This is a genomic window from Marinobacterium nitratireducens (genome assembly GCF_014645375.1).
GTDB lineage: Bacteria > Pseudomonadota > Gammaproteobacteria > Pseudomonadales > Balneatricaceae > Marinobacterium_A > Marinobacterium_A nitratireducens.
Map to the genome: position 1 here is coordinate 56,623 of NZ_BMLT01000004.1, position 19,142 is coordinate 75,764.

Below are 19,142 nucleotides of genomic sequence, written 5' to 3' on the forward strand. Positions count from 1 at the left end.
GATAATGGAGCAGCCTTTACAGAGCCAGGGAGATTGGGCGTGAGATTTAAGGTATGCCGGACAGAAGCCACCGCCTGCAACGGAGTGGCAGCCGCATGAAACCGATCAAGATCGCCTTTGCCGCGACGCTGTTGCTCGTCACCGCCCTATGGCTGCTGGCGGACGGCCCCCTGCCCGAGCAACTGAACTATTTTTCCTTCCGTCATCTCTATGTCCAGTTCACCGGTATTCTCGCCATTGCCCTGATGAGCGTCGCCATGCTGCTGGCGCTGCGCCTGCCACGGCTCGAGCAGGCACTGAAGGGGCTCGACAAGGTTTACCGCCTGCATAAGTGGCTCGGTATCGCGGCGCTGGGGCTGGCCGTGGTGCACTGGTGGCTGGCGCAGGGCACCAAATGGATGGTCGGCTGGGGCTGGCTGAGCCGGCCGCAGAGGGGCGGCGGGCATCAGGGTCCCGAGCTTTCCGGCGTCGAACAATGGATTCGCGGACAGCGGGGGCTCGCGGAGTCGCTAGGCGAATGGGCCTTTTACGCAACGGCAATTTTGATCACGCTGGCGCTGGTCAAGGCCTTTCCGTACCGCTGGTTTCGCAAGACCCATACCTGGCTGGCGCCGGCCTACCTGGTGCTGGTCTACCACAGCCTGATATTGACCGAAACCGACTACTGGTCGCAGCCGGTCGGATGGCTGCTGGCCGCGTTGCTGCTCGGCGGGACCCTAGCGGGCCTGCTGGTACTGAGCGGGCGTGTCGGGCGCCGGCGCCAGGTGGCGGGCGCCATGCGCTCGGTCAAATGGTATCCGGGTGTGCGGGTCGTGGAGGGCTGTATCGATCTGGAGCCCGGCTGGCCAGGTCACAGGCCAGGCCAGTTCGCCTTCGTCACCTCGAAAAGCTCCGAGGGCGCGCACCCCTATACCATCGCCTCTGCCTGGAACGACGAGGACCCGAGCCTGACCTTTATCGTCAAGTCCCTGGGCGACTGGACCGGCCAGCTCAACGACTGGCTCAAGCCCGGCCTGCCGGTCACCGTCGAGGGCCCCTATGGCAGCTTCGACTTCGAGGATGACCGCCCGCATCAGATCTGGATCGGCGCCGGCATCGGCATCACCCCATTCATCGCCATGCTCAAACACCTCAAACGCCACCCGGACGGACGGCCGATCGACCTTTTCCACAGCACCGCCGATGTCGACCAGTCGGCGCTGGACAAGCTCACCGCCGATATCAGTGCCGCCGGCGTACGGCTGCACCTGACGATCACCCCGGAAGACGGTTACCTGACCGCCGAACAGATTCGCGCCGCCGTGCCCGAGTGGCGGCAGGCGAGCCTGTGGTTCTGCGGTCCGGCCGAGTTCGGTGCCGCACTGCGCAAGGACTTCATCAACGCGGGAATGCCCGCCGAGCACTTTCATCAGGAGCTGTTCGAGATGCGCTAGGGAACCCGCAATTCAGTCGCCAAAATCGAACGGCGACGGATCGCCGGGCTCTATACGGGAGAAGTAATCGGCCGCCGCGTCGATCTGGGCGTCATCCAGGTAAGCCGCGACCTTGTCCATGGTACTGTCCGGTATCAGGCGGTCTCGGTGCCCGCGCAGGATCTCGACAATCGCGGACCGCTCCATACCGGCCAGACGCGGCCACCCTGGCATACCCGGAAGCCCCTGCGCCTGGTGGCACTCGACGCAGCCCGCAACCGCCGCGGGCACCTCGTCCCGCCCCTGCGCCCACACCGGCAGCGCCAGGCACAGCACCGCGACTACAGCTCGCCTCATCCGTTTCGCTCCATACAACCACTCTCCGCCAACCAGGCGTTGCACGCCTGACGCCTCACCACCAGGCCCCAGTATAGCCGCCCGACCTTTCAACAACGTCGCTAGTTCGCGACTTAGCGGCTAGACTCTGGACTCGACAATTAAATCCTTTCTCACCGGCTCAAAGAGACCGGCCCCTGCGGTAGCCGGGACGTTTGGGATATTCGGTAATTTCGGAAATATTTTAAGATAGCAAACCTGCTTGTGGCGGCGGTGACGATAAGAAGGGACAGTTGATAGGTTAGCATCTTGTCCCTGGCTCGGGCCTGGCGCTATATACCATTTGGTAACCGGGAAATGGGGGCAAGATACCTTTTGAGTTTCGATCAAAGCTTGAGCAACAAAAAAGTTATTTAAATACAATGAGTTGTAATACGCGAAAACTTCACATGATCTATAAAAAGGTATACTTTCTAATAATTATTATGAGGCCGGAGGCCTCATTAACAGACTGTTAAATTTTAGAGGCATCCTGCGTGATTTATGAGGCATCAAAGAAAGGCGTAGCTTTATTAGCTGCGATTACTCCAAATACACTTATCCCTAAACTTGGTGAAAAAGTCACTTCTGAGAAGGTTGAGTTCTATATATGGGCTGAGATATACCTAACGTTACGTTTGATTTTTTCAGTTGTTGCGGTTTGCTTCCTGCCAAAATTGTTGGCCGTAGGAATAGTTATCGGAGTAATTCAAGCAGGGTCTTTAATATACCTACTTAAGATAGTCTTTCCTGAAGAAAAGCGAGGGTTAAGAGACCCTGCTAGATCCTTATTTTTTGCTCTTGGCCACTATTTAGAAATAGGCTTTTCTATGGCTTATATATATTGGTCCTGGGGTGAGTTTTCGAGAGATATTATTGGTCGGATAGATAGTGTTTATTATAGCTTTGTTACCATGACGACACTTGGATACGGAGATATTTACCCTAAGTCAGACCTAACCAAAATACTTGCCACGGGACAAACTTTGGTAGGTATGTTTATGTTTGCAATAGTAATCGGGCTATTTTTGTCAAGGTCTAGCCAAGAACATTAAAAATTTAACAAGCAAAGGCAGCGGATGCTACGCACCGCTGCTTTGAGCGCTATGTGTAAAAAGATGATGAGAAATTTTAGCAAATTAGAAAAACAAATTATCTTAAGAATGATTGAGCTTGATGGAATTTCAGGGCCACTCAATGTTCTTAGTAATATTTATCATTCATTTCCACAAGAGTTGAACATTCCTAATTATTGTTACATAGATGTAAAATCTGAATCCGACGTAACATTAAAGTTAAAGTCTGATCTATTTAATAGTGGATCGATAGATCTTAATTCAATTGATGAAAAAATTTCTAAAATGATGCTTTCAGCTGTTATGTTATTTGAGCATCTTGAAAGCGAAGGATTGGCATACTTTGTTGGTGACATTGGAATTAGTAGCATAGGTGAGATCTGTTCGGATGAGCAATATATAACTTTTGATTCCTTAGAAAAAGAAATTAAAATACTAATTTATAAATACACTAGGAAAAGAATATTTGTTACCGAGTCTCTTAAAGTTCTTTCGGAGAGTGGTTCTAAATCTGAAGAAGTAATAAGACATGAGATTGCCCAAGCGTCAACAAAAAAACAGTTAAAATATACGCAATTTGCTTTAGCTTTTACATTTTTAGGTTTACTTGTTTCTATATTTTTACCAATGTATTCAGTTTCAGATATTAATATTAAAAATACTCCGATTAAGATGAGCTTGGATGAATCACGCCTGAATATCATAAAAAACGATTTAGATGAACTGTTAACTCAAATAAAAGAAACTCGGGATCTCATTGATATAGAAAAAAATAAAAATAATACTATGGATGAAAAGATTATGGAAACATCTAAAATGACCGATTTTCTAGTAGAAAAAATTGATGCTTTAAATTATAGATTATCGAAGATTCAAAGTGCACATAACAAGTCAATACAACCGACCGCTAACGCGTCGGCTGATTGAGGCGTTATGGTTTATAAGCATGAACTTAGATAATTTACCAACCGATAATTTATATAAGTTTGTTTCACTTGGCGGCCTCGTGTTGGTGTTGTTCTCACTTGTATATCTTAGGCCGCTAGTATGGGAGCAAAAAATAGAAGTGGCTAAACTAGCTGCTGAGGTAAAATTTTATAGATCACAAGAAGCAAAAGAAGAAATGGATGTTGAAAAGCTAGTTGGGTTCGAGATTAAACTAGCCGAATTAAGAGAGAAGAATTTGCAGATAAAAGATCTTCTGTTAGATGCTAGAGTGCTTTTATATCTCGGTGGTTTCTTAACACTCTTTGGCTTTAATCTGTGGTACATCAGAGTACAAAGACCCAACGATAAGATATTGTCAAATGAAGCTAATAAATAACCATAACAATTTGCTGTTGTCGCCGCTTCGCGGCTGGGACCTCCGTTGCGCTGCGCTTCACTCCGGCCCCAAAGCAAGGCGTTAGCCAGATGAAGCATCGATGAAAAAATTTGATACTGTTGCACAACTAGACGAATGGGGTTGCGGTGTTGCGTGCGTTGCATCTCTTCTTGGAATTTCTTACAGGGAAGCCTATTGGTATCTTAGAGAAGAAAAAGGTGAAGCCATAAATCGCGGAACTCCTGGTTTAGAGCCGCACCACATAGCCTTGGCGCTACAAAAGTGGAAAGTTAAGGTTGTTATGGATTGGGAAGAGTCCAATGACTTTCCTAACGGAACTATAGTGTGCGTTGAAGGTTCTGAGCCGTATGATGGCTGCCATTACATACTCCGTACGCCTTATGGGTGGACGGACCCATGGGTTAACATGGATACCCCAAACGAAGCTAGACGTGCTGAACATATTGAATCATACCCGGAAGGTACTTGGTTTTTATTTGCTCTCATCCCAATAACGGGCTAACAGGAAAAATCAGGCGGACGCGTAAACGCGCCGCTTTTTTAAGCGTTAGCGCTTATACGAAACGCTACTGTTGATATCACGGGAACAACCTATCCGAATGGAAAAACCAGACGACATTCATAGCCTATCGCCTTTTGAGCGGCGCGCTGTTGCGGAAAGCTACAAACTGCTAGCTGAGGCACAAGAAATTGAAGATAGGCGTAACAGATCTTGGTATAAAGATCATGGCGTATTTAGGGCGGTTATCGCTGGCATCATTGCAGCAGGCTTATTGTCTGCATGGGCAGTAGAGTACTTTTCGCCAATTTTAGAAACAAGAACTAGAATCGCAGAGCTAAACGCAATTGACCTAAATAGTAAGTATACTCAATTAAAAAGTGATTTTATAAAAGTAAGTAGTGAGCGAGATAGCGCATTATCGCTACAGAAAAACGAGATAATGCAGCAGCTCACTATAAGGAGCAATGTCGAACTGCTTACAAAGAACTTGAATTCTGCCTTATTGGAAATGGATCAGCTTCGTAGGGAAATACCGCACAACTCGAACTCCGATCCGCTTTTTCTAGAGAAGTTAAATAACTTTTCAGTACGTCTAGAGGAAATTTCGCAATCCGTCCAGTCAAATAGAAAAGAGATTGCGAGGGTTTCCGTGTTTTCGGAAACCACTGAGTTAGCAAATCTAGATTCGAATCAAGAAACTAATGGTACAACATCAACCTATGTGCCGATTGATCAGAACACATATATAGAAGATGAAAAGTTATTTTTTAGTTTTTTCTGCGCTGAGTGTCTACTTAATTTCGAGACAGATTATTTTTCTCAAAACAAGCAGAAAATCTTAGCCTATGCTGAAAAAAGCATGAAGGGTGACACGGGGAAGCTAGTTGCTGAGATTGGAAATTTGCTTTCGAATGAAGAAAAGTACTCCATAGATGAAAAGTTAAATCACGTAAACGAATTGTGGAATACTTTGCGCATTGTGCCAGACGAAGATATTGATAAGTGGTACGATCCGATAGACATGATATACAGAGGTGGCGGGGATTGCGAGGATTTTGCCTTGGCGAAATATGTCACGTTAAGAGCTTTAGGAGTCGAAAATGATTATCTTCTAATAGCATACATGAAAGACACGAAAATAAATGAAGCTGTAATGGTTTTATTGTACTCAAAAAGCAAGTTCACGAATGGTGACTATGAAGTATTAGATGGAAGATCGAACAGCATTGAAGCATTGACGGACAGACAGGATTTAACTCCGGTATATATGTTTAATTCGGAATACTTGTATCTTGCCGCAGGGAAACAATCAATTAGAAAAGTCGGGTCTTCTGGTCAGATATCAAAATGGACTGAATACTTATCCGCTAGAGCGACGTATTATAAAAACGATACGCTAACAAAGCCGTAAACTCGGACGCATTTTTCGTTCGCTACACTCACTACAAATGCGCCGGTTACGGCAAGCGTTATGTATCTGGAAAAGGGAGAAAGGTATGACGGAATATCAAGTCAGAGCAACCGGGATTGCCTGGTACAGGCGAGAAGACTATGCGCGTCTAAAGAAGATGTTTAAAGACGGCAGGAAGCTGCCCGATACATTTGATAAATGGTTGAAAGATGCTCAGGGAATTTATGACAAGCTTCAGTCAGAAGGTGCTATTGTCGAAAAAGCATATATTGACCCGGAGACGTTCCCAGAGTGGTGCAAGAAAAATGGGCACCAATTGGATGCTGCGGCACGAATGGAATATGCCAATCGGTATGTAGCTGAGAAGTATCAAACCCATTGATACATAACAATAAATTAAAGTCGCCCGCAAGCGGGCTGGGACCTCAAAAGCTTCGCTTTTTCGGCCCCTTAATTGAGCGTTAGCATTACCAAGGAGGCCACACAGTGAAGTGGGCATTTATTGATTACGAAAACATCGGATGTCTCAGCAAGGTCGATCTTGGAGCGTATAGAAAAGTTGTTCTTTTTCTCGGAGCGAAGCAACCCAAAATAGATCTTGGCGATAAAAAATATGACTCTCCAGTTGACCTGGTGCTAGTTCAGCTGAAAGCAACTCAATCCAACAATTTAGACTTCCACCTTTCATATTACCTTGGGAAGTTTGATAGCGAAGCTCCAACAGACGTCTCCTTTGAAATTATTAGCAACGATAATGGGTTCTCTCCACTTATTGCTCACATCAAAGTAAACGGCAGACCTTGTAAGCAAGTGAAAGTGCAGCCTGCTACTGATATTAAAAATAAATTAATAACCTTCATAACATCTACGCCGAAAGAAAAGCGTCCGAAGAAAGTGAATGGCCTTCGAAATTGCATTGCTACACACTTAGGTATTAACGGGAATGAAGTGGCAATTCAAAACAATTTCAATCAGTTGGTAAACCAGAAAATCATCAAGATTTCTGGTGATGAGGTTGAATATAAATGCTAACAAGGTGCTGTTGTCGGACCGGTTTTCGCTGCGCTCAAACCAGTCGCAAAGCACGGCGTTATGTTTTACGGAGTACTAGATGTACACTGTCAGATGTAGCATCTTATGCAACGATAGGTGCATTTCTTGTTGCTGTTGGTTCACTTGCATTTTCAGCGAGACGCTACATTGCTATAACCGAAAAAACACAAGAGTCTGAACGTTTTGAGATTTACCATAAGCTAATCAAAGCTGGCAGAAGGTCTCGGGGTCAGGTCTTGCCTTTTGCCCTTGTCTATCAGCTTGGTACTCTTCTCCTTCGTATGAATTCTATAATCATATAATCACCACCCGGTAAGGAGCCAAGGATGGCCAGACCGTTACGATTGGAGTTTGCAGGTGCGCTGTATCATGTGACCTCGCGAGGCAACAGACGCGAGTCAATTTACGAAACGGATGATGACAGGCGCCTGTTCCTTGATGTGCTAGACGACGTCTGTGAGACGTTCAACTGGGTATGCCATGCGTACTGCTTGATGGAGAATCATTACCATCCGCTGATCGAAACGCCGGAAGGCAATCTGTGCCACGGTATGCGGCAGCTCAACGGTGTCTACACACAAAGGTTCAACCGGCAGCATGACCGGGTGGGTCATCTTTTGCAGGGGCGCTACAAGGCTATTTTGGTTGAGAAAGAAGCGTACCTGCTGGAGCTGGCCCGTTATATCGTGCTCAATCCCGTGCGAGCCGAGATGGTGCGCTCCGCCGTCGAATGGCCCTGGAGCAGTTATCGGGCAACGGTTGGCTACGAGCCTGACTCGAATGCGCTTTTCACAGATAGCATTCTTCTGGCGTTTGACAATCAGCGTGGCCGGGCCACCGAGTGCTATGAGCGATTTGTAGCCGAGGGCAAGCATCAACCCTCGCCATGGAACCGGCTACGCAATCAGATCTACCTTGGCAGCGAACAGTTTGTCGATGAGATGCAAAAGCGAATTGAAAATGCAGACCGATCGCTCGAAGTTCCACTGGCTCAGCGGCGGCCACTTGCCAAACCTCTGGACTACTACGTCAAGACGACTTCATCGCGCAACGAAGCGATTGTCAAAGCCTATGCCAGTGGCGGCTATAGTATGAAGGCATTAGGCGAGTTCTTCGGTCTACACTATTCGCGGGTAAGTCGTATTATCAGTGAAGCAAAAGGCAAGACCTGACCCCGTACAGTGCTTTCTCCCTACTTTCTCCCTATTACGAATTTCCAAAAAATTTAAGAGAACCCGCCGGTTAAAACTTACCTAGGGAGCACGAAATGGCGAAAGTGAACTCTGAAGAAAAGAACTGCAACGCGGCGGCTGATTTTCTGCGCCGCTTAACCAATGGCCAAATTCTCGCAATAGGCCTTATTTTCATGTTTTTAGGAATTGCATTTGCGGTAGGCGTAGAAAAGCCTTCCTTAACCGTCAAGCTATTAATTGCGGTCGTGACAGAGGTTGGATTTGCCTTCTTCATCGCTTGGGTAATTATAAGTACGGTCGACGAAAGAGAGAAGAGGAATCTTTCAGAAAAGATCGCCCGCAGTGAAGAGCGACTCAATTCAAAACTATATATATCGGCGATTCTAGATCTCGACCTCCCTTCCAAAGTATCCGACGAGCTTTTCAACTATGTTGTAAAGTCTCGGTTTCTTAAGGAGTATCAGAAATGTCGATTCAAGCTAGAACCTATCGGAAGCTACGTGAAGATGACTCAAGTTTTCGAAGCAGTATTTAGGAATGTAGATCATGTTTCAAACGTATTTTCGCCACCATTCGAGAGCTACGACAATCGTATTTCTGAAGTCGAAAGTGAGTATAAAGACAATTGGGGATTGAGAAAGATGACGGTTAGGTTTCAAGGTCCGGAGCAAGAAGAGTGGCACGATGAGTATGAAGTTTCAAGAGTTAACATTAATAATGAAACACTTGCAGACAGAAGATCTAAAGAGATACTGCCAGGTGGACGGGTTAAAGTTACCATCGAGAACCTTTGCTCGAAATATGCTTCTGATAATGAGATATTCACAAACAATTCGCTCACTGAAGTTTTATCTTTTGAGGTGCAATATGATAGCGATATTTTTGAAGTGTCATATAGGTCTATTCATCCAAGCGAAAGGATAGACGGTATTCTTGAGCATACAACTGATGGTGACTCGGTGCAGTTCACGCACCCATTTTTACCTAGTCATGGATTCATCATCTGGTGGCGCCGAAAAGACCTTTCAACACCCCAGGACGAGCCGGTAGATACCTAATGGAATTCCGGTGACAGTATACCTAATCCAATAAACCCGCTAACGCAATATTGGAGCATTATCGAGTTAGCCAAGCTTAAATCGATAATGCAATAGTATAATTAAGTATACTGTCCCCAGAACTCCCAGAACTCTTCCAGCGGATCAGTTAACCGGACTGAAAAAACTCCGTTTCACATCAGGTCTTGCCTTTTGTCTATTTAATAGGAGAAAAATACAATACCTAATCCCGTACTCGTAAAGATCAGGTATCACGAAACTCAAGGGCAAGAGACTTAATCAACTTGTATTTAAATAGATATACAAGGAAAATGTTTCCCTATCCAATCATAATCAATAAAATATCAGGAGACAGCATGACTAGAACTTATTTCAGTAAACTGGTCTTAGTTTTCTCTCTAACAATACTAGGTTTAGCGGGTACCTCAACGGTGCAGGCCGGTGAGTGCAAAACTGACCAGTACAAACACCCCAACAATATTTGTTATCGACCAGCAACCTGGATGAGAGACTTATCGCCTATAATCGGCGATCGTAGACTCACTGACATTCGTATCCCTGGTAGTCATGACGCAGGCACTTTTGATATGCCATGGGGTTCGATACCGAAGACACAGAGTCATAATTTCTTTGACCAACTGTCGGTTGGAGCGCGTTTTTTTGATATTCGACCATATTACAAAAATATTGATGAAGGATTTGTTATCCATCATGGTATCGCTGTTGCTTGGGCTACGCCCCTTAATTCGATCCTGGCAGATATCAAACGCTTCGTTTCAATGCCCGAACACCAGAGAGAGCTCGTCATACTTCAGGTCGATACTCCCCCCGATGCAAATGATCCCATGATCATTCGACTGCATCAGGACTTGGCGAAAGCCTTCGGAGAAAGGTTGTTAATAACTAACAAAGACATGGCTGAAGCGCTTATGCCCGATGGCTCCAGAAAGTTTTACGGATGCAACAAGTCCTATCCTGTCGAAACCCCTAGTGCCTGTTCCTATAATCAACTAATCGCTAAAGGCAATATCCTGATCTTCATTCCCGATTGGAAACAAAAGAACACCGCAATTAAGGGTGCATTAGTCCATACACCAGGAATTTGGAGTAAGGACAGAGCGTTTTCCCGACGTATATACACTGAGACCTCTAATCATAACGAACATTTCAAGAAGCTAGACGAGGCTGTTTCCGGACTGGTGCGTCAAGCTACGGATAAGTTGAGGGTCGTATACACACAGCGTATGCCGGCATTCGGCACGAAGAATCCTGAAGGCATGGCCAAAGATGACAACCAAATTATTGCCGATCGTATATACAGCGCCAAATGGAGATCTAGAGCAATCAATATTGTGGCTTCAGATTTTGTTAATGGCTTGCCTAATTACTCTTATAACGTAATGCAGCCCGTTATCGAAATGAACAGAAAATAAGTCGTGATGAGAAATGCGAAAAAATCAGGACTTACCTTTTTACTCTACCTCCGACCTGAAAAAATTCCCTTTTATTTCTATCAGCGCCCCGATTAGGGAACCTGCGAACAAGCCCCATTTAGTCTCTGCGGGTCCTGAAGCCTGCAGATGCAAGTGGTGCGGCATTCCGGCGCAGTGCTCAGGGAATACCAAACTCACGGGCACTTTGGCCGTAGTCCTTTTCAAGCGCTGCAACACAGCAGATGCATACTTCAGAGCCCGCCCTTCCGGGCTTATTCGCAGGCTCCTTAGCCACCATCCACTCACCACTTCCAACCAGTCTCAACGGGCCCTCGCCAATCAGCGCTCCCCCGCCAACGGCAGCGGCGCTCCGGTCTTGACCGCGCGCAGCGCGAAGTTGCTCTCGATTTCCCGCACCATCGCCAGGGCCTGCATGCCCCGGACCCAGTCGTCGTAGTCGGCGAGGTCCGCCACCACCACTTCCAGCAGGTAATCCGCCGAGCCCGACACGGTGCTGGCGTTGATCACCGCCGGCATCTGCAGCAGCGCCTGCTCGAAGCCGTCCACCGAGCGCGCGCTGTGATCCTGCAGCTTCACCTGCACGAACACCGTCATACCGAGCCCGATCGCGCAGCGGTCCAGCTGCGGCCGATAGCCCCTGATCACACCCTCGGCTTCCAGCCGGCGCAGACGCCGCAGGCAGGGCGACGGAGACAGCGCCACCGCCTCGGCGATATCGGCGTTGCTCAGGCGGCCATCGCGCTGCAGGGCACCAAGAATCTTGCGGTCGGTGGAATCGATACTGGGGACTTTTACCATCTTGATACATTCTGCCAATCGAAAATAACTTTGAGCAATTATCGACCCCAAGTAACGCCATTCACAAGCCACAAAGCAAGAATCGCCCTGCTGCCCTGGCGGATAATAGCGTCATCAAGCGGCTGACGAGGCACGGCGACATGGAAACCTACCGGGGCGAACCGGCTTTCAACCTCAAGGGACTGGCGGCGATGGCCGCGACCCTGCTGATCTGGACCGGCTTTCTGCTGTCGCTGCGCAGCGGCAGCCAGTCGGTACTGACCACAACCGACCTGGCACTGATGCGCTTCGGCCTGCCGGCGCTGCTGTTTATGCCGCTGTTGCTGCTGCGCTGGCCACGGATCAGGCGTATCCGGCTGCGCCACGCTCTGCTGCTGATGCTCGGCGGCCTGCCGTTTTTCTACCTCATCGCCCTCGGCAGCCACTATGCGCCGGCCGCCCATGCCGGCGCCCTGGTACCGGGAACCGCGCCGCTGTTCGTCACCGGCCTCGCCGTAGTGGTGTTCGGCGAGCCGCTGCCGCGGCAACGCTTGGTCGGGCTTGGGGTGATCGTCGCCGGTGTCGGGGTGCTGCTCGGCAGCGGTCTTGTGGATCTCGCCAGCGGTTACTGGCGTGGCCACCTGGCGTTTCTCGGCGCGAGCCTGCTTTGGGCCTGCTACACGGTCGCGCTGAGGATACTGGGCATCGGCGCGCTTGAGGCCACCGCCCTGCTCTGCGCCGGCTCGCTGGCCGGACTGCTGCTGTTGCTCGCCGGTGGCCAGGTCGATTCGAATCTCGCCACGGCGGGATGGCCGCTACTCTGGCCCTACCTGCTGACACAGGGGCTCGGCGCCGGCATCGTCGGCGGCTTCACCTACGGCGTCGCCATCGGCGCGCTCGGTGCCGAGAAGACCGCCGCCCTCGGCTCCATCACCCCGGCACTGGCGGCGGTCGCCGCGCTTTTCCTGCTCGGGGAGCCGCTGAGCGCCGGAGGCCTGGCGGGCGTGCTGACCATTACCCTGGGCGTGCTGCTGGCCAGCGGCCTGCGCTGGCCACGCCGCGAGGTACAACCTGCGCCGGCCCGGGAGCCCGACTGAAAAAGACCGTCGCAGCGTATGCCATCGCGTGCGCATCAGGCGCTACGGCTATAGGGAATAACGAAAATGCAGGCTGCGGGTGTTCAGACTGCATAACAATTTAGCCGCCAAATGTCGGAATCGTTTCGGGGACTTAACAAACTCAAACCTGGATGGTCGTGAAACCAGACCATAATGGTTTGTTTTAATTAACAAAAGTCATTCTGGAATCAATCATGCATTACATAAGACGATCATAATAAACCCACACAGGCGAAACCCGGCTGCAGGGAGAGTCGCCACGCTTTTCGCCCCGAAACCCGGAGGGCAAGCGCCATGAAACGTCGCGACTTTCTGACGCTAAGTATCCGGTCGGCCATGGCTGCCGGCCTGACCGCCAGCATCCCCGCCGCACTGTTGCGCGCGCATAGCAGTCACGCAGCCATCCTGGCTGCCGGCCTCTCGGACCCGGCGATGCAACCTCTGTTCAAGCAACAGGCACCCAATGCGCTCGCTCCCGGCTTCAAGTACATGCCGGAAGCCGGCCGGCTGCGCATCCGGGCGGCCCGGGCCGTACAAATGACAGGCTTGATCGGAGCTGATGGAAAAAAGCGAGAGACGCCAATCTGGGGCTACGGTGCCCACAACGGCCCCGTAACCTGGCCAGGACGCACCCTCGAGTTGACCGTTGGCCCCTTTAGTGAGTCGCTGGAGATCAGTTGGGAGAATGACCTCATCGAGGGCTCGACCCTCCTCAATCATCTGCTGCCGGTTGATACCAGCCTGCACTGGGCGTACTCACTGCCAGGCTACGAATCTTACAACATCGCAATCGACGGTGTACCGATCGTCACCCATGTCCATGGCGGGCTGAATGACAGCGCTTTCGATGGCAACCCCGAATACTTTTTCACGCCCCGCTTCAGGATCAAGGGCCCCCGCTGGGAGGCACGCTACTATCGCTACGGCGGTCCGGAGTGGAATGACGTCGCCGGCACCTGCTGGTACCACGACCATGCGCTGGGGATCACCCGGCTCAACGTCTATGCCGGACTGGCGGGATTCTTTATCCTGCGGGACGAGCACGATACCGGTACAGCGGATAACCCGCTGGGCCTTCCGGCTGCGCCCTACGAGTTGGGCTTTGCCGTACAGGACCGGATGTTCCGCGATACCGGCGAGCTGTTCTATCCTGCCTTCCCGGGCGACCCCTTCTACAGCGATTTTATCGACGACGAAGGAGCCGACCTGCCGGCGGAGATCTTCCCGAACGGTGGTCCGACCGCACTGGCGGAGTTCTTTGGTGACCATATGCTGGTCAACGGCGTGATCTGGCCGAACTACAGGGTCGAGCGACGCCAGTACCGGGTGCGGCTGCTGAACGGCTGCGACAGCCGCTTTATGCGCCTGCGCCTGAAAGCAGTGCCCGGCGGGGCTCCAGAAGACGACTACTGGGCCGACGGTGCGACCGACCCGGCACTCGGCGATCCGATCCCCTTCTATGTCATCGGCTCAGACCAGAGCCTGCGCGCAACGGCCGCAGAAGTCCATGAGGTCAACTTTGCGCCGGGTGAGCGCCTGGATCTGGTGATCGACTTTAAAGCCGTTGAAAACGGTGATCGCGTCATTATCGAAAACCTGCTGGGCGATGCGCCCTTTGGCGGCAACCTGCCGAAAAGAGGCGATCTCTTTCCGGACCGGCGCACCGATCGGATCATGGCGTTCGACGTTGTCCTCGAAACATCGTCCGTTCCGGATACCGCAATCAGCGAGTCGACTTACCTGAGTGACGGCGTCGCGATTCCGGGCCCCGTAGCGAAGACACGCAAACTGGCACTATTCGAAGGCACGGACCGGTTCGGCCGCCTGAAGCCCCTGCTGGGGACCGCGGAGCCGGTGTTAGATGTCGCCGGAAATTGGGTCAATGGCACCCTGGACTGGGACAGCCCCATTACCGAAAACCCGGCTCTCGGCGATATCGAAATCTGGGAAATCTACAACGCCACCGGCGACGCACATCCAATCCATGTGCATCTGGTGCATTTCGAAATTCTCGATCGCCAGCCCTTCAGCGCCCGGCTGATCGAGAAGTCGACAGAGCTTGGCGAGGGGGGCGAGGATGACCAGGGCGGTGAGGGCTACCGTCTGGAAAACCTCAGGGTTGTCGGTCAGGCACGCGGACCTGAGCCGCAGGAGCAGACGCGCCGCGATATGGTAATGGCGCTGCCCGGCGAGGTGACCCGGATCAAGATGCGCTTCGACAAGCCCGGGCGCTTCGTCTGGCACTGCCATATCCTTTCCCACGAGGATCACGAGATGATGCGCCCCTACCATGTCGGAGAGCCTTAAAAGCTCTTCACGGATCAGAGGGAATTAACGGTTACGTCGAAGATGGGTTACACGACGCCCTGGTTACTTGAGGGGCGAATACCCCCTGGCCATGCGTCCTTTCACCCATCCTGCGAATCTCGAAAGCTTGAATAGTCGAAAGACAGGGGCGCGGCGGATGCCGCGCCCTTTGGGGGGATGAGAATCAGCCCCAGTCGCCCATATCGGCCGCAGCGGACGCCTTGGCGTCTTCGGGCAGGTCGGCGACCATGGCTTCGGTGGTCAGCAACAGTCCCGCAATGGAGCCGGCGTTCTGCAGCGCAGAGCGGGTGACCTTGGCCGGGTCGATGATGCCCATTTCCAGCATGTCGCCGTAGGCGTCGGTCTGGGCATTGTAGCCGAAACTGCCTTCGCCCTGGCGCACCGCATCGGCCACCACACTGGGCTCGCCGCCGGCGTTGGCGACGATCTGGCGCAGCGGTTCTTCCATCGCGCGCAGAGCAATGCGCACGCCGACCTCCTGATCGCGGTTGGCAGCGGCGAGCGCAGAGCCGGCCAGCTTGGCGGCGGTGCGTACCAGCGCCACGCCACCGCCGGCGACGATCCCTTCTTCCACCGCCGCACGGGTGGCGTGCAGGGCGTCGTCGACCAGGTCCTTCTTCTCCTTCATCTCCACTTCGGTGGCGGCGCCAACCCTGATCACCGCAACACCGCCGGCCAGCTTGGCCACGCGCTCCTGCAGCTTCTCGCGATCGTAGTCGGACGAGGTGGTCTCGATCTGCGAACGGATCTGCTCGATGCGTCCCCGGATCGCTTCCTGGCTGCCGGCACCATTGACGATAATGGTGTTGTCCTTGGTGATGACCACGCGCTGGGCGGTACCGAGCTGATCCAGGTTCACCTTGTCCAGCGACAGACCGACCTCTTCCGAGATCAGGCTGGCGCCGGTCAGGATGGCGATATCTTCCAGCATCGCCTTGCGGCGGTCGCCGAAGCCCGGCGCCTTGACCGCCGCGGCCTTGAGAATGCCGCGCAGGTTGTTGACGACCAGCGTCGCCAGCGCCTCGCCCTCGATGTCCTCGGCCACGATCAGCAGCGGCTTGCCGGCCTTGGCCACCGCCTCGAGCGCCGGCAGCAGGTCGCGGATGCTGCCGATCTTCTTGTCGAACAGCAGGATGTAGGGGCTTTCCAGCTCGGCCTGCATCTTTTCCTGGTTGGTGACGAAGTACGGCGACAGGTAACCGCGGTCGAACTGCATACCCTCGACGATCTCGAGTTCGTTCTGCAGCGACTTGCCCTCCTCGACGGTAATGACGCCGTCACGCCCGACACGGTCCATGGCGCGGGCCAGGATTTCGCCGATATCCTCGTTCCAGTTCGCCGACACCGTGCCGACCTGCCCGATCGACTTGCTGTCTGCGCAGGGCGTCGCCAGCGCGCCCAGCTCTTCGATGGCCGCTTTCACCGCCAGGTCGATGCCGCGCTTGAGGTCCATCGGGTTCATGCCGGCGGCAATCGCCTTGTGACCTTCGCGGATCATGGCGTGCGCCAGCACGGTCGCGGTGGTGGTGCCGTCACCGGCAACGTCTGCGGTCTTGGAAGCCACTTCCTTGACCATCTGCGCGCCCATGTTCTCGAACTTGTCCTTGAGCGTGATCTCCTTGGCCACAGACACGCCGTCCTTGGTCACGCGGGGGGCGCCGAAGCTCTTGTCGAGCACCACGTTGCGTCCCTTGGGACCCAGGGTCACCTTGACGGCATCGGCCAGTACGGTCACGCCGCGCAGCATGCGAGCGCGGGCGCTATTCGAAAAAACCACTGATTTGGCGCTCATGCCACTTTCTCCTCGCTACCTGCATTCTCGATAACCGCCAGCACGTCGGACTCACGCATGATCAGCAGGGTCTCGCCGTCCAGCTTCACTTCGCTGCCCGAAAATTTGCCGAACAGCACCCGGTCGCCGGTCCTCAGGAGCAGCGGACGCAACTCGCCGTTGTCGAGCGTAACGCCGTCGCCGACGGCGATGACTTCGCCCTGACTCGGCTTTTCCTGGGCATTCCCGGGCAGCAGAATTCCGCCCTTGCTGGTGGTTTCGGCCTCGAGTCGGCGTACCACGAGACGGTCGTGGAGAGGTCGAATGCTCATACCAAAAAATTCTCCATAAGTTATTGATAGTCATGACATAAACAGACGACATAGAGCACTGCGAGCAGCACTCTCAAAACCGATATAGGAGCGGGCAGAAGGCTTTTCAAGTGGGCGTATGAATATTTTCTCAACCCCATATGCTGCAGCGCACAACTGGCGCAACTTATCCCCTCGGGCTAGATTGAAAAAAGCGTGTTTCAACGAAGGAGGCAGTCATGCAGACGGAATGCACCCGACCCCTGTCCCACGCCAGCCTGGCCGATTACTTCCGCGACCAGATCCGCCAGATCGATAACAGGTCGCTGCAGGAAGACACCTGCTGGTACCTCGGCAACCTGCTGGATCGCTTCAGCCGGGACGATGCCCTGTTCAGCTACCAGGACGGCCAGCGCAGCATCCGGCCACTGGCGTTGCTGTACGGCGACGCCCTGGAGGCTGCCGACGGCCGCGAGCGCTGTCTGATCCTGCGCCACCTCGGCGACATGGCGCTGTTTCTCGGCGCCCTGTTTCCGGAACACTACGCGCGTCGCGGCATACAGCGCGACTACTTCATCGGCATGGGCAGTGGCGCCTACGACTTTCTTGCCGACAACGCCGCACACCACCGCCACGTGTTCGCCGAACTGGCCGGCGGTTTCGGCCGCATGCTGGAACTGGTGGCCCGCACCTGCCGCCGCTATCGCCGTTACAGCGACAGCGAAATCATGGCGATCTATCAACGCTGGCAACAGAGCGGCAACCCGGCGGAAGCGGATGTGCTGAGGCGCCTCGGCTTCTCCCTCGACCCGTATCGAAGCCGCCATTGAGGAAGGGGGAAAGCCGGAAGCTTTGCCCAATCCGACCTGACATTCGCCGCTGATCATCTACACTGCCCGGTGACCGGCGTCATTAACGTCGCACGCGCCCACTACAAACCCGTCCGCCTGAATGAGGATGGAGATGCAATCTTCCACCCCGCCCGAAGCACAAAAAAGTCGGGAGACGCGGCTGCTGGTATTCCTGCTCGTGTTTCTGTTTCCGATGCTCGCGGTCGCCATCGTCGGCGGCTACGGTTTTATCGTCTGGATACTGCAAATGTTACTGGGGCCGCCCGGCCCGCCGGCCTGAGCCCGGTTGCCGCGCGCACCGCATTTACCCGTCAAAGGAGATCGAAGGGTGCTGTCCAGAAGAGCCTTTCTGCGGGGCCAGACGCAGAACCACAATCCCATGGCGCCGCCCTGGAGCGGTGACGACTTCACCGACCTCTGTACCCGCTGCGACGCCTGTATCGAGGCCTGCCCCGAGGGTGTGCTGCTGCGCGGCGATGGCGGCTTTCCCTGGCTCGACTTCTCGCATGCCGGCTGCAGCCTGTGCGGCGACTGCGCCCGCGTCTGCCCGCAACCGGTGTTCGATCTGAGCCGTCCGGCACTGGACCGGGTGGCGCGCATCGGTGATCAGTGTCTGGCGCAGGCCGAGATTCACTGCCGCAGCTGCGAGGATGGCTGCGAGGCCCGGGCCATTCGTTTTTCACTGCAACGCGGGGCACCGCCGCTGCCGGACATCGACGAAGACGCCTGTACCGGCTGCGGCGGTTGCCTGCCCGCCTGCGCCAACGGCGCCCTGACACTGGAGCCCAGGCATGGATGAACGCCTTCACATCGCCAGTCTTATCGTCTATCTGCGTACCCGCCACCTTGCCGGATTCCGCCGCTGGGTCACCGGCTTCGGTAACCTGGAAATAGCCATGGAAAGCCCCGAGGGCAAGCTGGTTCTGGTTGCCGAACTGCCCAGCCACGGCGCGATCAATGCGCTGCTCGAGCAGCTGCAGGAACGCCCCGGCGTGTTGAATGCCGTGCTGGTCTATCACGAGGAGCTGGACGCGTCCCGCTGCGAAGAGCCGCTGCCGCAGCCCGCCACGGCCACTGATGTCGTCAGAATCGCTGGAGAGAGCTGAA

At 53.3% G+C, this 19,142-nt stretch carries 21 protein-coding genes; 17 read left to right on the forward strand and 4 right to left on the reverse strand.

Annotated elements, in window-relative coordinates; translation table 11 throughout:
- Positions 1–95 precede the first annotated feature (95 nt).
- The gene (locus IEX85_RS08515; protein ID WP_188860163.1) at positions 96–1,433 is read left to right on the forward strand and encodes a ferredoxin reductase family protein; all 1,338 of its coding nucleotides are present in this window, start codon (positions 96–98) and stop codon (positions 1,431–1,433) included.
- 12 nt (positions 1,434–1,445) lie between these two features.
- On the opposite strand, the gene IEX85_RS08520 is transcribed toward IEX85_RS08515, so the two are convergent.
- A complete protein-coding gene (locus IEX85_RS08520; RefSeq protein WP_188860164.1) occupies positions 1,446–1,769 on the reverse strand; it encodes a c-type cytochrome in 324 nt (107 codons plus the stop codon).
- A 515-nt stretch (positions 1,770–2,284) separates the two neighbouring features.
- Between IEX85_RS08520 and IEX85_RS08525 the strand changes: the two genes are divergently transcribed.
- From IEX85_RS08525 to IEX85_RS08570, 10 genes are all read left to right on the forward strand, one after another.
- Positions 2,285–2,842: a potassium channel family protein gene (locus IEX85_RS08525; protein ID WP_188860165.1), complete on the forward strand. Its 558-nt coding sequence runs from the start codon at positions 2,285–2,287 to the stop codon at positions 2,840–2,842.
- Positions 2,843–2,866: 24 nt separating this feature from the next.
- Positions 2,867–3,790, forward strand: a complete 924-nt coding sequence (locus tag IEX85_RS08530) for a hypothetical protein (protein ID WP_188860166.1) — start codon at positions 2,867–2,869, stop codon at positions 3,788–3,790.
- A gap of 19 nt (positions 3,791–3,809) precedes the next feature.
- Positions 3,810–4,187, forward strand: a complete 378-nt coding sequence (locus IEX85_RS08535; protein WP_188860167.1) for a hypothetical protein — start codon at positions 3,810–3,812, stop codon at positions 4,185–4,187.
- A 100-nt stretch (positions 4,188–4,287) separates the two neighbouring features.
- Positions 4,288–4,710, forward strand: a complete 423-nt coding sequence (locus IEX85_RS08540; RefSeq protein ID WP_188860168.1) for a cysteine peptidase family C39 domain-containing protein — start codon at positions 4,288–4,290, stop codon at positions 4,708–4,710.
- Positions 4,711–4,807: 97 nt separating this feature from the next.
- Positions 4,808–6,121 (forward strand): transglutaminase-like cysteine peptidase, encoded by a 1,314-nt coding sequence (locus IEX85_RS08545; protein WP_188860169.1) that lies wholly within the window; start codon positions 4,808–4,810, stop codon positions 6,119–6,121.
- Positions 6,122–6,206: 85 nt separating this feature from the next.
- Entirely contained in the window at positions 6,207–6,503 is a 297-nt protein-coding gene (locus IEX85_RS08550; protein ID WP_188860170.1) for a hypothetical protein, read from the forward strand.
- 104 nt (positions 6,504–6,607) lie between these two features.
- A complete protein-coding gene (locus tag IEX85_RS08555) occupies positions 6,608–7,153 on the forward strand; it encodes a PIN domain-containing protein (protein WP_188860171.1) in 546 nt (181 codons plus the stop codon).
- Positions 7,154–7,500: 347 nt separating this feature from the next.
- Entirely contained in the window at positions 7,501–8,346 is an 846-nt protein-coding gene (locus IEX85_RS08560) for a transposase (protein ID WP_188860172.1), read from the forward strand.
- 95 nt (positions 8,347–8,441) lie between these two features.
- Complete coding sequence (locus IEX85_RS08565) at positions 8,442–9,425, forward strand: hypothetical protein (protein ID WP_188860173.1); 984 nt, start codon at positions 8,442–8,444, stop codon at positions 9,423–9,425.
- A gap of 356 nt (positions 9,426–9,781) precedes the next feature.
- Positions 9,782–10,858, forward strand: a complete 1,077-nt coding sequence (locus IEX85_RS08570; RefSeq protein ID WP_188860174.1) for a phosphatidylinositol-specific phospholipase C domain-containing protein — start codon at positions 9,782–9,784, stop codon at positions 10,856–10,858.
- A 339-nt stretch (positions 10,859–11,197) separates the two neighbouring features.
- Here IEX85_RS08570 and IEX85_RS08575 read toward each other — a convergent pair whose 3' ends face one another.
- On the reverse strand, positions 11,198–11,677 hold the full coding sequence (locus IEX85_RS08575; RefSeq protein ID WP_188860175.1) for an Lrp/AsnC family transcriptional regulator: 480 nt from the start codon (positions 11,675–11,677) through the stop codon (positions 11,198–11,200).
- Between the two features lie 140 nt (positions 11,678–11,817).
- Between IEX85_RS08575 and IEX85_RS08580 the strand changes: the two genes are divergently transcribed.
- Positions 11,818–12,753 (forward strand): DMT family transporter, encoded by a 936-nt coding sequence (locus IEX85_RS08580; RefSeq protein WP_188860176.1) that lies wholly within the window; start codon positions 11,818–11,820, stop codon positions 12,751–12,753.
- A gap of 315 nt (positions 12,754–13,068) precedes the next feature.
- Positions 13,069–15,081: a multicopper oxidase family protein gene (locus IEX85_RS08585; RefSeq protein WP_188860177.1), complete on the forward strand. Its 2,013-nt coding sequence runs from the start codon at positions 13,069–13,071 to the stop codon at positions 15,079–15,081.
- A 184-nt stretch (positions 15,082–15,265) separates the two neighbouring features.
- Here IEX85_RS08585 and groL read toward each other — a convergent pair whose 3' ends face one another.
- Both groL and IEX85_RS08595 read right to left on the reverse strand, forming a co-directional pair.
- Positions 15,266–16,894: a chaperonin GroEL gene (gene groL / locus IEX85_RS08590; RefSeq protein WP_188860178.1), complete on the reverse strand. Its 1,629-nt coding sequence runs from the start codon at positions 16,892–16,894 to the stop codon at positions 15,266–15,268.
- The gene (locus tag IEX85_RS08595) at positions 16,891–17,205 is read right to left on the reverse strand and encodes a co-chaperone GroES (protein WP_188860179.1); all 315 of its coding nucleotides are present in this window, start codon (positions 17,203–17,205) and stop codon (positions 16,891–16,893) included. The genes groL and IEX85_RS08595 overlap by 4 nt, the downstream gene beginning before the upstream one ends.
- 218 nt (positions 17,206–17,423) lie before the next feature.
- Here IEX85_RS08595 and IEX85_RS08600 point away from each other — a divergent pair, with 218 nt between their 5' ends.
- The 4 genes from IEX85_RS08600 (at position 17,424) to IEX85_RS08615 (ending at position 19,141) form a co-directional block, all read left to right on the forward strand.
- Positions 17,424–18,014 (forward strand): hypothetical protein, encoded by a 591-nt coding sequence (locus tag IEX85_RS08600; protein WP_188860180.1) that lies wholly within the window; start codon positions 17,424–17,426, stop codon positions 18,012–18,014.
- 127 nt (positions 18,015–18,141) lie between these two features.
- Entirely contained in the window at positions 18,142–18,315 is a 174-nt protein-coding gene (locus IEX85_RS08605; protein ID WP_373290901.1) for a periplasmic nitrate reductase, NapE protein, read from the forward strand.
- A gap of 48 nt (positions 18,316–18,363) precedes the next feature.
- Positions 18,364–18,834, forward strand: coding sequence for a ferredoxin-type protein NapF (napF, locus tag IEX85_RS08610; protein WP_188860182.1), 471 nt, complete (start codon positions 18,364–18,366; stop codon positions 18,832–18,834).
- Entirely contained in the window at positions 18,827–19,141 is a 315-nt protein-coding gene (locus IEX85_RS08615) for a chaperone NapD (RefSeq protein WP_188860183.1), read from the forward strand. The genes napF and IEX85_RS08615 overlap by 8 nt, the downstream gene beginning before the upstream one ends.
- Position 19,142 lies beyond the last annotated feature (1 nt).

What these genes read in the sequence shown, in the direction of transcription:
- IEX85_RS08575 (WP_188860175.1), bottom strand. Translation starts at nt 11,677, where the DNA reads ATGGTAAAAGTCCCCAGTATCGATTCCACCGACCGCAAGATTCTTGGT.
- IEX85_RS08530 (WP_188860166.1), top strand. Translation starts at nt 2,867, where the DNA reads ATGCTACGCACCGCTGCTTTGAGCGCTATGTGTAAAAAGATGATGAGA.
- IEX85_RS08585 (WP_188860177.1), top strand. Translation starts at nt 13,069, where the DNA reads ATGAAACGTCGCGACTTTCTGACGCTAAGTATCCGGTCGGCCATGGCT.
- groL (WP_188860178.1), bottom strand. Translation starts at nt 16,894, where the DNA reads ATGAGCGCCAAATCAGTGGTTTTTTCGAATAGCGCCCGCGCTCGCATG.
- IEX85_RS08580 (WP_188860176.1), top strand. Translation starts at nt 11,818, where the DNA reads ATGGAAACCTACCGGGGCGAACCGGCTTTCAACCTCAAGGGACTGGCG.
- IEX85_RS08520 (WP_188860164.1), bottom strand. Translation starts at nt 1,769, where the DNA reads ATGAGGCGAGCTGTAGTCGCGGTGCTGTGCCTGGCGCTGCCGGTGTGG.
- IEX85_RS08515 (WP_188860163.1), top strand. Translation starts at nt 96, where the DNA reads ATGAAACCGATCAAGATCGCCTTTGCCGCGACGCTGTTGCTCGTCACC.
- IEX85_RS08565 (WP_188860173.1), top strand. Translation starts at nt 8,442, where the DNA reads ATGGCGAAAGTGAACTCTGAAGAAAAGAACTGCAACGCGGCGGCTGAT.
- IEX85_RS08540 (WP_188860168.1), top strand. Translation starts at nt 4,288, where the DNA reads ATGAAAAAATTTGATACTGTTGCACAACTAGACGAATGGGGTTGCGGT.
- IEX85_RS08570 (WP_188860174.1), top strand. Translation starts at nt 9,782, where the DNA reads ATGACTAGAACTTATTTCAGTAAACTGGTCTTAGTTTTCTCTCTAACA.
- IEX85_RS08600 (WP_188860180.1), top strand. Translation starts at nt 17,424, where the DNA reads ATGCAGACGGAATGCACCCGACCCCTGTCCCACGCCAGCCTGGCCGAT.
- IEX85_RS08550 (WP_188860170.1), top strand. Translation starts at nt 6,207, where the DNA reads ATGACGGAATATCAAGTCAGAGCAACCGGGATTGCCTGGTACAGGCGA.
- IEX85_RS08545 (WP_188860169.1), top strand. Translation starts at nt 4,808, where the DNA reads ATGGAAAAACCAGACGACATTCATAGCCTATCGCCTTTTGAGCGGCGC.
- IEX85_RS08560 (WP_188860172.1), top strand. Translation starts at nt 7,501, where the DNA reads ATGGCCAGACCGTTACGATTGGAGTTTGCAGGTGCGCTGTATCATGTG.
- IEX85_RS08605 (WP_373290901.1), top strand. Translation starts at nt 18,142, where the DNA reads ATGGAGATGCAATCTTCCACCCCGCCCGAAGCACAAAAAAGTCGGGAG.
- IEX85_RS08535 (WP_188860167.1), top strand. Translation starts at nt 3,810, where the DNA reads ATGAACTTAGATAATTTACCAACCGATAATTTATATAAGTTTGTTTCA.
- IEX85_RS08615 (WP_188860183.1), top strand. Translation starts at nt 18,827, where the DNA reads ATGGATGAACGCCTTCACATCGCCAGTCTTATCGTCTATCTGCGTACC.
- IEX85_RS08595 (WP_188860179.1), bottom strand. Translation starts at nt 17,205, where the DNA reads ATGAGCATTCGACCTCTCCACGACCGTCTCGTGGTACGCCGACTCGAG.